General features: G+C 71.2%; 15 protein-coding genes and 2 pseudogenes. 9 read left to right on the top strand and 8 right to left on the bottom strand.

Annotated features, from left to right (window positions below; translation table 11 throughout):
* The first annotated feature begins 337 nt into the window (after positions 1-337).
* The gene (locus tag BLW04_RS19860) at positions 338-1,690 is read left to right on the top strand and encodes an MFS transporter (protein ID WP_091546313.1); all 1,353 of its coding nucleotides are present in this window, start codon (positions 338-340) and stop codon (positions 1,688-1,690) included.
* A 227-nt stretch (positions 1,691-1,917) separates the two neighbouring features.
* The gene (locus BLW04_RS19865) at positions 1,918-2,640 is read left to right on the top strand and encodes a FadR/GntR family transcriptional regulator (protein WP_217631138.1); all 723 of its coding nucleotides are present in this window, start codon (positions 1,918-1,920) and stop codon (positions 2,638-2,640) included.
* 347 nt (positions 2,641-2,987) lie between these two features.
* On the opposite strand, the pseudogene BLW04_RS26125 reads toward BLW04_RS19865, so the two are convergent.
* Positions 2,988-3,074 (bottom strand): annotated as a pseudogene (locus BLW04_RS26125) (ATP-binding protein); the annotation flags it as partial.
* Positions 3,075-3,808: 734 nt separating this feature from the next.
* Between BLW04_RS26125 and BLW04_RS19875 the strand changes: the two are divergent.
* The gene (locus BLW04_RS19875) at positions 3,809-4,297 is read left to right on the top strand and encodes a helix-turn-helix domain-containing protein (protein ID WP_175484158.1); all 489 of its coding nucleotides are present in this window, start codon (positions 3,809-3,811) and stop codon (positions 4,295-4,297) included.
* Here the strand turns inward: BLW04_RS19875 and BLW04_RS27680 are convergent.
* From BLW04_RS27680 to BLW04_RS19900, 5 genes are all read right to left on the bottom strand, one after another.
* On the bottom strand, positions 4,278-5,795 hold the full coding sequence (locus BLW04_RS27680; protein ID WP_217631139.1) for a TIGR00366 family protein: 1,518 nt from the start codon (positions 5,793-5,795) through the stop codon (positions 4,278-4,280). The genes BLW04_RS19875 and BLW04_RS27680 overlap by 20 nt on opposite strands.
* Positions 5,796-5,877: 82 nt before the next feature.
* Positions 5,878-6,195: a YciI family protein gene (locus BLW04_RS19885; protein ID WP_091546337.1), complete on the bottom strand. Its 318-nt coding sequence runs from the start codon at positions 6,193-6,195 to the stop codon at positions 5,878-5,880.
* Between the two features lie 146 nt (positions 6,196-6,341).
* Complete coding sequence (locus tag BLW04_RS19890) at positions 6,342-6,785, bottom strand: 2,4'-dihydroxyacetophenone dioxygenase family protein (RefSeq protein WP_217631140.1); 444 nt, start codon at positions 6,783-6,785, stop codon at positions 6,342-6,344.
* The gene (locus BLW04_RS19895) at positions 6,782-7,492 is read right to left on the bottom strand and encodes an SDR family oxidoreductase (RefSeq protein WP_091546340.1); all 711 of its coding nucleotides are present in this window, start codon (positions 7,490-7,492) and stop codon (positions 6,782-6,784) included. Before BLW04_RS19895 ends, BLW04_RS19890 begins: the two co-directional genes overlap by 4 nt.
* 2 nt (positions 7,493-7,494) lie before the next feature.
* Positions 7,495-8,565 carry a cyclase family protein gene (locus BLW04_RS19900; protein ID WP_091546345.1) on the bottom strand — a complete coding sequence of 357 codons (1,071 nt, stop codon included), beginning with the start codon at positions 8,563-8,565 and terminating at the stop codon, positions 7,495-7,497.
* A 171-nt stretch (positions 8,566-8,736) separates the two neighbouring features.
* Here BLW04_RS19900 and catC point away from each other — a divergent pair, with 171 nt between their 5' ends.
* From catC to BLW04_RS29240, 6 genes and pseudogenes are all read left to right on the top strand, one after another.
* A complete protein-coding gene (catC, locus tag BLW04_RS19905; protein WP_091546349.1) occupies positions 8,737-9,024 on the top strand; it encodes a muconolactone Delta-isomerase in 288 nt (95 codons plus the stop codon).
* Positions 9,025-9,405: 381 nt separating this feature from the next.
* Positions 9,406-9,855: an ATP-binding protein gene (locus tag BLW04_RS19910; protein ID WP_091546352.1), complete on the top strand. Its 450-nt coding sequence runs from the start codon at positions 9,406-9,408 to the stop codon at positions 9,853-9,855.
* Positions 9,856-9,920: 65 nt separating this feature from the next.
* Positions 9,921-11,756: a SpoIIE family protein phosphatase gene (locus BLW04_RS19915; RefSeq protein ID WP_091546355.1), complete on the top strand. Its 1,836-nt coding sequence runs from the start codon at positions 9,921-9,923 to the stop codon at positions 11,754-11,756.
* 302 nt (positions 11,757-12,058) lie between these two features.
* Positions 12,059-12,335, top strand: a pseudogene (locus tag BLW04_RS26970) (DUF2505 family protein); the annotation flags it as partial.
* An 88-nt stretch (positions 12,336-12,423) separates the two neighbouring features.
* Complete coding sequence (locus tag BLW04_RS19920) at positions 12,424-12,903, top strand: GAF domain-containing protein (RefSeq protein ID WP_254781809.1); 480 nt, start codon at positions 12,424-12,426, stop codon at positions 12,901-12,903.
* A gap of 36 nt (positions 12,904-12,939) precedes the next feature.
* Positions 12,940-13,068: a hypothetical protein gene (locus BLW04_RS29240; protein ID WP_256375498.1), complete on the top strand. Its 129-nt coding sequence runs from the start codon at positions 12,940-12,942 to the stop codon at positions 13,066-13,068.
* A 12-nt stretch (positions 13,069-13,080) separates the two neighbouring features.
* Here the strand turns inward: BLW04_RS29240 and BLW04_RS19925 are convergent, their stop codons facing one another.
* Both BLW04_RS19925 and BLW04_RS19930 read right to left on the bottom strand, forming a co-directional pair.
* Positions 13,081-13,623 (bottom strand): hypothetical protein, encoded by a 543-nt coding sequence (locus BLW04_RS19925; RefSeq protein ID WP_139306929.1) that lies wholly within the window; start codon positions 13,621-13,623, stop codon positions 13,081-13,083.
* 56 nt (positions 13,624-13,679) lie between these two features.
* Positions 13,680-13,963 (bottom strand): transposase (locus BLW04_RS19930; RefSeq protein ID WP_139306930.1); only part of this gene is annotated, 284 nt, incomplete at its 5' end.

Below are 13,963 nucleotides of genomic sequence, written 5' to 3' on the forward strand. Positions count from 1 at the left end.
CCGCCATGGAGGCATCTCCGCGCCCCATGCTCGTCGACTGACGGCGGCGAGCGTTGCGGGAGAGCCCGCTGGTGTAACCCTTGACACACCTGGTTAATGACCGACATTATCTCTGGAGTGGCCGGTCGCCGCGCTATCCGGTGAGGTGCGCGGCCCTCGAGTGACAGATGAGCAGGGCTTTCGTCCAGATCAGTGTTCCGGGGAGCCGACGGTGCGACGTCGTCGGTGCCCGCGGCCCGGCGAGAGCACGCAGCACTGGCGCGACGGCGAAGCCCGCTGTCCGCCCACACCCGGGGGCCGTGTCCACGTACCCCGTGCCCGAGATGGAGGAAGACGTATGACGACGACAGTCGCAGTGGCCGCCGCCGAACACGAGCGCCACCGGAAGCATGCCCAACGTGGAGCGTTCTTCGGCTTCTTCGTGGACATGTTCGACATCTATCTGCCCGTCATCGCACTAGCGCCGGCGATCGGCTACTTCGTCTCCGCGGACCTCTCGGCCGGCACGGCCGGGCTCGTCACCGGCGCGATCTTCGCCGCGACGCTCGTCGGCCGGCCACTAGGGGCGCTGATCTTCGGTCACTTCGCCGACCGCCGGGGACGCAAGTCCGCCACGGTCGTCGCCGTCTCGGGCTTCGGAATCCTGACGATCGTTGTCGGCCTGCTCCCCGGCTACCAGACCTGGGGCGTCGGATCGGTGGTCGTCTTCGTGCTGCTCCGCTTCATCATCGGCATCTTCGTCGGCGGCGAGTACACCGCGGCCAGCCCGCTGGCGATGGAGTACTCCCCCAAGGAAAAGCGGGGCCGCAACGGCGGACTGATCATGACGGGCTTCCCGCTCGCCTATGTGGCGGTCGCGCTGATCACCCTGGTCATGCTGCAGATCGCCCCTGCAGGCGGCCCCGACTCCGCCTACGTGCAGTGGGGCTGGCGCATCCCGTTCTTCCTGGGCGGGCTGCTCGCCCTCGGATTCGTCGGCTACTTCTTGAAGAGCGTCCATGAGTCGGAACTGTTCGAGGACAGTGGTGGTGGTGGCGGCGGCGCGCCGGTCAAGGAGCTGTTCCGCGGGCAGAACCTGAAGAACTTCGTCCAGGTGTTCATCCTGATGTCCGGCTTCTGGCTGTCCCTCAACTGCGTCACGGCCATCCTGCCCGGAATCCTGGCCGGGGAGGGCTTCGCTCTCACCGGTACGCAGCGCAGCTTCACCTTCATCGTGGCCTACCTCGTGGTCACGGTCTGCTACGTGCTCGCCGCCAACGCCAGCCAGCGCACTGGCCGTCGGCCCTTCCTGATTGCGTGGGGTCTCGTCGCCGGTGTCGGCGGGACGATCGTCTACGCCGTACTGCTCGCGACGAAGCCCAGCAGCCTGTTCGTGATCATCCTTCTCGTCACGATTCTCGTGGTAATGGTCATCGCCAACTGGGGGCTCACCACGGTGTACATCAACGAGCGGTTCCACACCGGCGTGCGGGCAACCGGCTTTGGCCTCGGCTACAGCCTGGCGGTCGTCATCCCCTCGTTCTACGCCTTCTTCCAGGAGGCGCTGGCGAACGTGATGCCGAGCGGCTACACCGTCCTTCCGCTGCTCGTCATCGGTGGGATCCTCATCACGATCGGCGCCGCCATGGGCCCGGAGACCAAGGACGTCGACTTCTCCGCGGTGGACGACGAAAAGGTGCTCGCCCACTGACGCCGATCACTCGGTCCAGCAGCAGTGGTGGCCGGCCCTGCGGGACCGCCCACCACTGCTGCGGTCGTTCGAGCCCCGCAGGCGGAGCCGGGGACGGCCTCAACAGGGCGGCCCCCACGAACGCGAGCGTTAATGTTGGGACAGTCCATGGCGTTGCCGCGCGGTCAGCCGCGCCGGGTCGGGACGACAGACCCGAGGAACGAGGTAGCACCGCAGTGGCGGAGTCGGTGAAGGCCTCCGTGGCCATCGGCAAGAAGGTGCTGCGCCCCCGGGAACAGGTCGAGGATCAGATCAAGGCGGCCATCCTGTCCGGTGCCCTGAGGCCGGGCGACCGACTCCCCGGTGAGGTCGAGCTGGCGCGCCAGTTCGCGGTCAGCCGCACCACAGTGCGGGAGGCGCTCCGGTCGCTGTCCACCCAGAACCTGATCACCAAGACGCCGGGGGCGGGCGGGGGCAGCTTCGTCCGGAGCATCGATCTCTCGTCCCTACGGAGAGCCCTCGGGGACTCGGTGCACAACCTCCTGGCTCTCGGATCCATCGAATTCGACGAGGTGGCGATCGTCCGCCAGCACCTTGAGGTACCCGCGGTGCGCCTGGCGGCAGTCAATCGCACCACCGAGGACCTTGTGGAGCTACGCGACATCGTGGCTCTGCAGAAGTCGATCTCCGTGGAGGACCCGCGGGTGCCGGCGTTGGACGAGCAGTTCCACGGGGCCATCGCCCGGGCCTCGGGCAACCGAGTTCTGGCCTCGTTCGTCAGCGCCCTGCACCTGGAAACCGAACCGGTGCACTATCTGGACCTCTCGCCCGAGGTCGGCCGGACGACGGTGCGTCAGCATCAGCGGATCGTGCGCGCAATCGGCGAGCAGAACCCGGACGCAGGTGAGGAAGCCATCATCGAGCACCTCACCTACCTCCGGGAGCACATCCTCGCCTACCGGCAGCGCTGACGGCCCTGGGCGACCCATGTCCCGGCCGGCCACCCGGCTGGCCCGAGATGCGACGGCCGGCCGCTCTCGGTCTCCGCATCGACGACCATCCGGAATCAGCCCGTATCCCGCGTCGTCACCCCTGGGGCTTTCGTCGGCGGCAAAATCCTTTCGCGCAGCGCATGCGTCGGCAGGAAGGTCATCGCAGCGAGAACACCTGGACGCCCCGGGTGTCAACGCCGGTCGAAGATTGACCCCGTGACGTCGTCTGAAATCTGCATCCCGGGTTCGTTGTCAGGTCGTTCGGTCGGTGGTGATGCGCGTGGTGCGGCCGAGTTCTTGGCGAGTAGTTCTCGCAGGCCGGGGGTGCGGTAGGAGTCCCCAGTGGAGGCGAGTACCTCGGCGTGGTGGACGAGGCGGTCGATCATGGCTGCGGCCACGACGTCATCGCCGAAGGCCGTGCGCCTGCCGACCGTGGCGGGCGCACGGCCGCTGGAGACCAGGCCGGCCACCCAGGCGGCGATCTCGGCGTGGGTGACGTCGGCCAGTCGGGACGGGCCTCAGCGCGGCACGATGCGGGCTCGCAGCAGTGACCGGTAGCCGTAGAGGGTGCTCGGCTTCAGTCCGGTCTGCGTGGCCGCCCACTGCTCGGTCCACGCCCCTACGGTCAGACGCCCCCGCTCGGGCGCCGTCCAGGTCTGCGTGACGCTGGAACGCGCAGGGACCGGTTGGAATGCCTCGCGGACAACGGACGTGCAAGGTGCGTGCGCGGAGCGCGTGGCCGCAGCGGGATGCTGCTCAACTTCCTGAAGTCCACATACAACATCACGCCGGGGGGTGGTCGTGTTCATAGCGCTGGATCGGCCCGCCAGTGGCCCGATCGGCGTGGCAGAAGCCGTTGGTCCAGCGTCGATGTAGCACCTGGTGAACCGTCGGTGGCGGAACCACCCGGTGGACGTCGCCGAGTGCCCGGGCCTGACTATTGGAGCGGGTGGTCCTCAAGCTGCTGTCCGCGGTGGGCTACAGAGCCTCCGAGCCACAGCCGCGCACCTGGGCGGCCGTGGAACGAGGGCCGCTCGACTTTGGTGGTGGGATATCGGTGTCGTCGCTGAGCATCTTCATCACAACCGGTGGGAGCAATCGATCTTGGTAGAGGATCGTCGGTGACCAACCGACAGGAGCCCACCGGGTGCGTGCACGACGGCAGTTGACCGACGACGATCGGGAGGAGGTCTCCCGCGGGATCGCCGAGCAGGCTGAGGGGAAGGTGATCGCGGCCCGGATCGACCGGTGTCCCAGCGTGGTCAGCCGGGACATCGCCCGCCACGGCGGCCGCGCCACCTACCTGGCGGTGGTCGCTGCCCGTGCGGCGGCGCGGTCTCGGCGCCGACCCAAGACCCCCAAGCTCGACGCCGAGTCAGCACTGCGTGAGCGGGAGCGGGCCAAGCTGTGGGCCGGGTACTCCCCGGATCGGGTCGCCGGCCGGTGGCGCTACGAGTACAGCGGCACCGAGGCTGAGCGGGTGGCTGACACGGTGTCGCACGAGGCGATCTACAAGGAACCGACCCGGCCGTCCGGGACGCACCCGTTCCACCGGCCCCGGGACCGGTGCCCGTCGCCCTCTGCTCCAGCCGGCGAGGTCGCGGGCGGCTCGCAGGTCAGCCCACGGCGGGGATGAGAAGGAAGCCCAGGCCGAAGACGACGAGCCCGACCAGGAAGAGCACCACGGTGAACCCCATGACGTCCCGGACGCTCAACTTGGCGATGGCGAGCACCGGCAGCAGCCAGAACGGCTGGATCATGTTGGCGACCTGCTCGCCGGCGGCGACCGCCATCGACAACTTCCCGAGCTCCCCCGCCGAGGTCTGATTCAGGTCGATGGCGGACTGGACCGCCACCGGCCCCTGCACCGCCCAGTGTCCGCCGCCGGAGGGCACGAACAGCGTGATGACGTTCGAGGCGAGGAAGTGGAAGAACGGCAGCGTGGTGGCGTTCGCGGCCGAGGAGATGCCGTCGGAGATGACCACCGCGAGGGAGTGGGCGTCCGCGGACGGCGCATAGCTCAGCAGCGCGATGACCCCGCCGTAGAGGGGGTACTGCAGCACCAGCGGGCCGGCGGTCTTGGCGGCGTTGGTGAACGCCGCGATGAACCTGGCCGGGGTCCAGTGCAGGAGCAGCCCGAGGACGGTGAACAGCATCACCATGGACGTGATGTCCAGAGTGAAACCGCTGCGGACGAAGTAGGCCAGCCCCGCCGCCGCCAGCAGCACGTTGATCAGCCACATGTTCTCCAGGCGCTGGGCCGGCGTCGGCTTCTCCACGACGGCGGTCGCTGCAGACACCCGGCGCGTGGTCTCCACGGTGCCAGCAGCCCCTCCGTCGCCGGTGGGCGGCATCGTGCCCTTCCCGCCCGCCCCGTCGTCCGAACCGTCGGTGCCGGCCTCGTCCTCCGCCCGTCCATGGTCGCCGCGCCGCTCAGCCCGATCGGCCTCGTCCTGCTCGAACAGCGCCCGGTCGGGGCGCAGGACGGTGCTGGGCAGCATCGCCCGGAGCAGCAGCGGGACGACGGCGAGCATGACCAGGACCGGGACCCAGCTGGCCGGCTGACCGATGGCGTCGATGAGCGTGAGGCTGCGACCGGTGAGCGTGTTGATCACGTTCAGGCTGCTGTTGGGGTCGGTGTTGGCGAGCGCGATCGAGCTGGAGAAGCCGGAGGCCCACACGATGAAGCCCGCATAGCCGGCGGCGACGAGGTAGCCGAAGTGGATGTCGGGCATCCGGAGCGCTATCCGGCGTGCGACGAGGGCGCCCACCACCAGGCCCAACCCCCAGTTGAGCAGCGAGGCGATCGCCGCGGCGAAGAAGCAGACCAGTGCGGCCTGCAGCTGGCTTTTCGGGATCGCCGCGATCCGATCCAGCCCGCGCTGCACCACCGGCGCTTCGGCCAGCGTGTAGCCGGCGACCAGAATGATGATCATCTGCAGGGCGAAGGCGAAGATGTTGTTCGCGCCCCACACACCGCTGAACCAGGCGTCGAGCAGACCTCCCGGCGAGGCGTTCGGGACGGCGGCGAAGACGGCGATGACGGCGACCGCGGTGAGCAGCACGGCGAGCAGGAACGGGTCGGGCATCAGCCGCTCGACGTACCGGACACAAGCATTCGTGAAGCGCTTCATCGCGTCCCCCGGTGCGGATCGTTGTCCCAGGCGAGTATCTGGGTCGTCGCTCCACGGCGCGACCCGGCGGGTGATCGTCCGGTCAGATCCCGGGATCGTCGCCGGACAGTACGGCGAGCACGTCGGGCGCCCCGCCGCTGACCGAGATCTCCCGGACGTCCCACTCGGCGACGCCCGCGACGCTGAACGGGTCCTCGGCGAGCACGCTGTCCAGCGTGGCGCGGTCCATTCCGCGGGCCAGGATGAAGCCTCCGCTCGGCGGGACCAGCCGCCCCCAGGCGACGAACCGGCCGGCCCGGCGTTGACGCTCCAGGTGCGCGATGTGGTCGGCGCGGACGGCATCCACCTCCTCGAGGGGACGCACGTAATTGCTGAGCAGCAGCCAGGCAGCAGCGGTCATGCGCCCAGCATGACGGTGCCGGCGGATCAGCGGATGAAGCGGTCCACGTAGTCCGCGCCCAGGCCCACGGACTCGTAGTGCGCCCGCGCGCTCGAGATCTTGGTGAAGACGTCCTCGATGCCGACCGGGACCCCGTCCGGGTCGACTTAGATGTAGGCGCCGGTGACGTGGAAGAGCGTGGTCATCTCCTCCACCCCGTCCGGAACCTCCAGCGTGTGGATGTCCCCCGGCGGCTCGAAGGAGTAGCCGCCTTCCTCGGCCCACCAGTCGTGCTCCAGGTAGTGCCAGCGACCCCGGAGGGTCAGGGCGTGCACCGGGCCGGCGTGCCGGTGCCGGGACAGGATCCCGGACCTGCGCACGCGCAGGATGTTGACGAAGTAGCCCTGGCTGACCGACAGGAGCAGCGGCCGGAACGTCACGTCCCGGGCCTGCGAGACCCACAGCCGTTCGTCGGATGCATCGATGTCGAGGGCGCCGAGCACCACCAGGTCGTCGGAGACACCGTAGGGCTGCTCGCCGCGGTAGGGGATGCGCTCGTCCGGGTCCACGGCTCCTCCGCCGCCCATCCCGGAGCCTGTCGTCGCGGTCACAGCGGAGCCGTACCCACGGTCAGGCCGCCGCAGACATAGAGCACCTGCCCGGTGACGAAGCCTGCCCGCTCGTCGAGGAAGAAGCCGGCCGCATGGGCGACGTCCTCGGGTGTGCCGATCCGCTTCACAGGGACCGACTCGACGATCGCCCGCGTGCGCGGGTCGTCCGGCGGGTTGGCGCGAGTGAACAGCTCGGTCGCGATGGGGCCCGGGCCGAGCGCGTTGACCGTGATCCCGGATGCGCCGAGCTCCAGGGCCCACACGCGGGTGACGCCGATCAGTCCGGCCTTGGTCGCGGCGTACGCCGTCCGCAGCTCCTTGCCGAGGGCGGCCCGGGAGGCCATGTTGACGATCCGACCGAAGCCGGTCTCCTTCATCCCCGGCAGCAGGGCCTGGGTGCACTGGACGGCGCAGCGCAGGTTGAGCCCGAATGCGGCATCGACCTGCTCCAGGGTCTGGTCCGCCAGCGCTGCCGGGAAAACGGCGCCGACATTGTTGACCAGCCGGGTGATCGGGCCGCCGGCCAGCGCCTCGGTCAGCGCCGCTGCGGTGGCAGCGGGGTCGGAGAGGTCGGCGCGGATGCTGAGGCCGACCGGGGCGGGCTCGCGGTCGATCACCACGACGTCCCAGCCCCGGGAGGCGCCGAGTTCGACGATGGCGCGGCCGATGCCCTGCGCGCCGCCGGTGACGAGCAGCCGTCCGGTCATGGTCACACCGTCGCGATCGGGGTGACGGGGGAACCGGTGGCACCCGGCAGCCGCAGCGGTGGAGCAGTGAGCAGGCATCGGGAGCGACCGGCCGCGCGCAGGTGGTCGGCGAGCTCGGACAGCCACCACAGCTCGCCCAGGTGCACGCCCAGCCGGAACAGGCACAGCTCGTGCAGGGGCAGCACGGGGTCGCCCGGGCCGGCACCGGGCGCGGGATACGCCTCGACGGCGTAGTTGTCGGCGGCGATCGCCGCGACGCCGCTGTCGGTGATCCACCGCCTGAGGGCGGGGTCCGCGCCGTCGAGGACGGCGCCGACGTGCAGGGCCTCGGACGACGGGTGCTTGGCCTGTGCCAGCACCTCCCGGCCGAAACCGGTGTGCAACAGGAGGATGTCGCCGGCCTCCACGGTGACGCCGTCGGCGTCCATCACCGCGGCCAGCTCCCGGTGACCGACGAGCACCCGGTCGGTGCCGTGGTGGGCGGCGAGGTCCACCAGCACCGCCCGGCCCTGGACGCCGTGGCGGGCCATGGAGCTGATGCCGACCGGGCCGGCGTCGGAGGTCGAAGCCCGGCCGTCGGCCGCACCCTCGAGGTCGGTGAGGCTGGCCAGTCCGGCTCGCTGCACGGAGTCCGGTCCGGTGACGTCGATGCCGGCGCGCCACCCGTTGTAGTAGACCTGCTCCGGCGTCCCGTCGCCGTCGGCGTCGAACCGCGCGCCGGCATGAGCGAAGGCGTCCCACTGGGTGGAGTACTGCGTGTGCAGGAGCACGAAGTCGTCGGAAACGACGTCGGTCGCCCCGGGATTGGCGACGCCCAGGTCGCAGTTGAAATTGACCTCGCCGGCACGCAGCCCCGGGCGCAGCACGGGGGGATAGCGGTTCGGATTGAGGACCATGCCGCCGGGATGGTCCAGCGGCAGCGACAGGCAGAACGTCCGGCCCTCCCGGACCTCTGCCACACCCTTGCGAACCTGCTCCGGGCCGATGAGGTTGAGCCGTCCCCAGGTGTCGTCGACGCCGAAGTCGCCCCAGGTCGACCCCTCCGGGCGCCGTGTCCAGCGCGGCTGCGTCATGCAGTCCCCCCGCCCACCGCGCATGCCCCGGTGGCAGCGTGCCCGGAAGGTATCAACAATGTTCCCGGGTCCCCGTGTGGTGGACGATGGCGCAGGACGTGGACGGCGGCCGCCGAGATCCCGCGGACGACCCCCACCCGGTCGCCGCCGTCGGTCTGGAAGGAGCCGAGCATGCTGTTCCACGTTCGCATGGACGTCGCCGTGCCGCGCGACCTCGACCCGGCGGAGCGAAGGGCTCTGCTGGCGGCGGAGAAGGCGCGCGCATTGGAGCTGCAGCGCAACGGCGTGTGGCGGCACCTGTGGCGGGTGGTCGGGCAGTACAGCAACGTCGGCGTGTTCGACGTGGACTCCGCGGACGAGCTGCACGAGGTTTTGTGGAACCTGCCGCTCTTTCCCTACCTGACCATCCAGGTCACGCCGCTGACCGAGCACCCGTCGGCCTTGTCGGCCAATCCCTGAGCCCTCCGGAGGCCGGTCAGGGCTGCGAGGGGTCGCCGGCGTGACCTCGACGTCCGGCTACGGCGACCGGGCGGGCCGGTCGCCGTCGGCGCAGCGCTCGGGTCGATCGCACTCCTCTGCAGATCCCGCTCCATGAAGCCGGCTGGTGGGGCGGCGGCGTACTGCTGTGGCGCCCCGGACGCTGGCGCCAGTTCACCCACTTCGGTGCACATACGTGCGCTACAGCCGGCGGCCACCTTCCGCACAGCGAGCTGACGCCTGTGCACCTACCGTCACACTTGACGACCCAGGGCAACCGGCCCGCCGCCGTTCCGGCTCGGCAGCACCGCACGCCACCGCGTCCGGGCGTCGACCGAGGCCGGGTCGGAACGGAACGAGGACATGGGTCATCCGCCATGGTCGAGACGGCCACCGCCGCAGCCGCAGCCCGACGAGCTCCCGCCGTGGGGCTGGGAGCTGCGGCGCCCCGCCGACCTGACCAGGTCCCGGACGGCGCTCCGCGTCGAGGTGCTCGGCGCCGGGGTCCCGACCGGCGACATCGGGGACGACGTCGAGCGGTTGCTGCTCGCCTACGAGGAGCTGGCGTCCAACGGCCTCCGGCACGGACAGGCCCCGGTCCGGGCCACGGTGACCGCAACCGGCACCGGCTGGCTGATCGACGTGAGCGACGCCGCCGTCGACACCTCGCCCACGCCGGCCGTCGACCGCGACCCCGCCCTCGGCGGACTGGGGCTCCACCTCGTCGCCCGACTGTGCAGCGCGTACGGCTGGTCGGTGGAGGCCGGGCGCAAGCACGTCTGGGGATACGTCAGCCTGGCGGCGGTCGCCTGAGCCGGCACACACCCACGGACACGCGACACCACCGGCGGCCAGTGAGGCAAGATCTGGTCGTGCCCATGGAGGAGTCAGGTCCGGCTGACACCACCCGCTCCCCCGCCCGGCTGGCGGCCGTGCGCGCCACGGAGCTCCTGGACGCGATTGCCGAGGAGTCCTTCGACCGGCTCACCGGGCTTGCCCGGCGGCTGACCGGCGCGCCGTTCGCGTTCGTGACCGTCGTCGACGACGAGCGCTCCTACTGGCTGAGTCGGCACGGGATCCCCGACGACGGCGCCCAGCAGAACACCCTGGACGAGTCGTTCTGTCAGTACGTCGTCGCGAGCGGCCGGCCCCTCGTGCTCGGCGACGTGACCATCGACGAGCGGACCCGGGACAACCCCTCCATCCAGTCCCTGGGCGTGCGCGCCTGGGCGGGCTTTCCCGTGCACACCCCCGAGGGCGAGCTCCTCGGCACCTTCTGCGTCGTCGACACCGAGGTCCGCACCTGGTCCCCCGAGGACGTCGAACTGCTCGCCGACCTGTCGGCCATCGCCTCCCGCGAGGTCTGGTTGCGCCGGGTCCTGGCCCAGGAGCGACAGGCGCGCACCGAGGCGGAGACGGCCGCGGTGGCCGCCCGGACGGCGGAGGCGCAGGCCCACCGCGAGGCCGCACGGGCCAGCCTGCTGGCCCGGATCAGCGAGCTCCTCACCACCGGCCTTGAGCCCGCGGACGTGTGGCAGGCCATCGCCACCATCGCCGTTCCGGCCCTCGGCGACTTCGCCTACGTGTGCACGGTCGAGCGGGACGGCGGCCTCACCCCGGTGGCGGTCCGGCACGCCGATCCCGCGGGCCTCGGTGCGCTGTGGCGATGGGTGCACTCCGCCGGCCGGCGTACCGGCGAGGCCGCCGGACCCGGCCACGTGGCCGCGACCGGGCAGGCCGAGCTGCTCCGCGCACCCCTGGACGTGGACCTGACCGACGCCCAGCGGGCAGCCGTGGCCGACCTCGGCGTCACCAGCTCCCTCGTCGTCCCACTGCACAGCCGCGGTGACGTCACCGCGGTGGTCACCATCGGCCGCACGGCCACCGTGCCGTACAGCGATGAGGACCGGGCGCTGGTCTCCGCCCTCGCCGACCGCGCCGGGCTGGTGGTGGAGAACGCGCTGGCCTACCAGACGGAGCGCGCGCTGTCGGAGACGATGCAGCGCGCCCTGCTGCCCTCACTGCTGCCGCGGCCCGGCCGGCTGGACCTGATCGCCCGGTACCGGCCCGCGGGCCGGGCCCAGCTGGTCGGCGGCGACTGGTACGACGCGTTCGTCAACGCCTCCGGGACGACGAGCGTGGTCATCGGTGACGTCGCCGGCCACGACATCGACGCGGCCACCACCATGGGGCAGCTGCGCACCATGCTGCGGATGGCCGGCCACGACGGTCACCAGACCGCCGGGCAGGTGCTGGCCACCGTCGACCACGCATGCGACACCTTCGGTCACAACGTCTTCGCCACCGCCCTGGTCGCCCAGGTGGAGCGGTCGTCTCCCGACTCTCCGGCGCACGACCGGTCGATCCGCTGGTCCAGCGCCGGGCACCCACCACCGTTGCTGCTGCACAGCGACGGCCGGGTGGAGGTCCTGACCGGCGCTCCCGGCCTGCCCCTCGGGGTCGCACCCGACCGCGCACGACCCGAGCACCAGATGTCGCTGGCCCCGGGGTCGACGCTGCTGCTCTACACCGATGGACTGATCGAGGCGCGCGACCTCGACCTCGACCACGGCCTCGCCCGGCTGGCCGCGTTGCTCGCCGACTCCGCGGACCTCGACCTCGACAGGCTCTGCGACCGCATCATCGACGACCTCGTCGGTGCCACCGGCGCCGAGGACGACGTCGCCCTCATCGCCGTCCGCGCCCAGCCCTGAGCCGGACAGCGGGACACCGACGGGCACGTCACGGAACCGGTCCGGCGGATCCGTCCGGCGACCGCGACGCAGCCGACGATGAGACGTGCCACTCGACGTCCGTGAGACCTACGCAGCCGACCCGGACGTCGTGCTCGCCGTCCTCACCGAGGTGCGTTCCTCCGCGAGTGGGCGTCGGCACTCGGCGCACGGGTGCAGGACGTCGAGGTCATCGCCGCCAGTGACGGCGGCCGGCAGACCACCGTGCGTCCCCCACCACCGGGATCCCGCCGCCGTTCGCCCGATTCGTCGGGAGCGACGTGTCGGTGGTCCACCGCCAGACGTGGACCGCGGACCAGGACGGTGACCACCGCGCCGACCTCGACGTGCACACCGAGGTCTGCGGGCCGGCGGCCCACGTCCGCGGTGCACGACGACTCACGCCCGTGCCGCGGGCACCGTTCGACGGCGACCGGGGACGCCGAGGTGGACGCCCCGCTCATCGGGCGGCAGGTGGAAGCCGCCGTCCGCGAACTTGTCGGCGTCGTGCTGCGACGCGAATCCGAGGTGCTCGCCCGCCGGCCGGCCGCGCCGGCCTGACCGGCGCAGCACAGTTCGGTCACAGGGGGTGCTCAGCAGTTGACCTGGCCGCAGTCCGGACGTACCAAGCGACATGGTCCCGCTCGTCGTGGACGACGTCGCTCCCTTCGAGGACTGGTCGGCGGCCGCCCGCGGCGCACTCGCCGTCCTGCACTCGACCGTAGGGCTCGACCTGTGGATGCTGACCCGGGTGGAGGGCAACGATCAGGTGATGCTCCACGCCCACCCCCGGGAGCTGGTCCCGGCCGGGACGACGGTGCCCTGGGACCGCAGCTTCTGCCGGAAGATGGTCTCCGGCGCCGGGCCCCGCGTCTCCACCGTCACCGCGGCCACGCCCGTCTACGCCAGCGTCCGGGCAGGGCACACCGAGTCGATCGCTGCCTACGTGGGCGTCCCGATCGTTACCCACTCGGGCACGTTGTTCGGAACCCTGTGCGGGGTGTCCTCCCGTGCACAGCCGCGCAGCTTCGCCCGCCACCTGCCCACCGTCGAGCTGGTCGCCCGGCTGCTCAGCACCCTGCTCCCCGAGGACGGCGTCGCACGTCCCCCGCTCGACGGCCCCGGCTGACCGGCGCAGAACACGCGCACGAGGCAAGGTGACGGCATGACAACGCCGGCACCGGACCCCCAACCGCGCGACATCGCCCTGGAGCAGGAGACCCCCGAGCAGGCCGAGGCGCTGGAGGCGGCCAGTGACCCCGAGCCGGCGCCGGAGGGCTCCGCCGGCCGCTGAGCGGAGGCCAGGTCAGCGGGCGGAGATGAGCTCCCGGTCGGTGATCCGCCGCTTGCCCACGTAGTAGACCGTCGTCCCGGCGGCCACCGACGTGTCCCACGGCGGGCTGACCACCAGGCCCTCCTCGCCGCGGACGGCGAGCACGGTCGCCCCGACCGTGCGCCCGAGGTGCACCTGCACGTCGCCGAAGGTGGCGAACCGGTGTCCGCTGGGCAGGCACTCCCGCCGGGTCAGGTCGCGCAGTGCGGCGACCATGTGGATGCCGGGGTCGGCGTGGTCGACCGCCGCGGCGATGGCCAGGGTCCCGTTGCCGTCCCGGCCGTCGACGACGACGGTTCGCGCGCGGGCGACGCCGGCCCGGGTCATCACGTCAGCCGGCGTGAGGTCCCCACGGACGAAGGAGACCTCGCGCAACTCGGGCACCGGGTGCTGCGCCACGTCGTTCCAGGCGCACAGGACGGTCTGGGTCCGGCCCTCGGCGATGAGCTCGGTGAGCATCCGGTCGGTCCGGCCGGGCGAGTAGCCCAGGACGACGACGTGCTGAGCCAGGTCCACCCCGACCACACCGCTCAGTCGCTTGCCGCGGACCGACTGCAGCTAGAGCGTGTCTGCTAACTGCGGACGCGGTGATGGATGATCATGCAGCCGAGGAGGACACCGCCGAGGTAGGTGGTGGCGTATTTGTCGTAGCGGGTGGCGATAGCGCGCCACTGCTTGAGCCGGCCGAACCCGCGTTCGACGGTGTTGCGGTCCTTGTAGAGCTCGGCATCGCAGGCCGGTGGTCGCCCACCGGCCGAGCCCTTGGCCTTGCGGCGTGCGATCTGGTCGCTGCGTTCGGGAATCGTGTGAGCGATCTTCTTCGCCCGCAGGTGCGCCCGCGTACTGGGATGGGAGT

Source organism: Modestobacter sp. DSM 44400 (assembly GCF_900107175.1).
GTDB lineage: Bacteria > Actinomycetota > Actinomycetes > Mycobacteriales > Geodermatophilaceae > Modestobacter.

Coding starts and splice junctions, on each gene's coding strand:
- BLW04_RS19860 (WP_091546313.1), top strand. CDS start 338: ATGACGACGACAGTCGCAGTGGCCGCCGCCGAACACGAGCGCCACCGG.
- BLW04_RS27680 (WP_217631139.1), bottom strand. CDS start 5,795: ATGAAGCGCTTCACGAATGCTTGTGTCCGGTACGTCGAGCGGCTGATG.
- BLW04_RS19885 (WP_091546337.1), bottom strand. CDS start 6,195: ATGACCGCTGCTGCCTGGCTGCTGCTCAGCAATTACGTGCGTCCCCTC.
- BLW04_RS19895 (WP_091546340.1), bottom strand. CDS start 7,492: ATGACCGGACGGCTGCTCGTCACCGGCGGCGCGCAGGGCATCGGCCGC.
- BLW04_RS19900 (WP_091546345.1), bottom strand. CDS start 8,565: ATGACGCAGCCGCGCTGGACACGGCGCCCGGAGGGGTCGACCTGGGGC.
- catC (WP_091546349.1), top strand. CDS start 8,737: ATGCTGTTCCACGTTCGCATGGACGTCGCCGTGCCGCGCGACCTCGAC.
- BLW04_RS19910 (WP_091546352.1), top strand. CDS start 9,406: ATGGGTCATCCGCCATGGTCGAGACGGCCACCGCCGCAGCCGCAGCCC.
- BLW04_RS19915 (WP_091546355.1), top strand. CDS start 9,921: ATGGAGGAGTCAGGTCCGGCTGACACCACCCGCTCCCCCGCCCGGCTG.
- BLW04_RS29240 (WP_256375498.1), top strand. CDS start 12,940: ATGACAACGCCGGCACCGGACCCCCAACCGCGCGACATCGCCCTGGAG.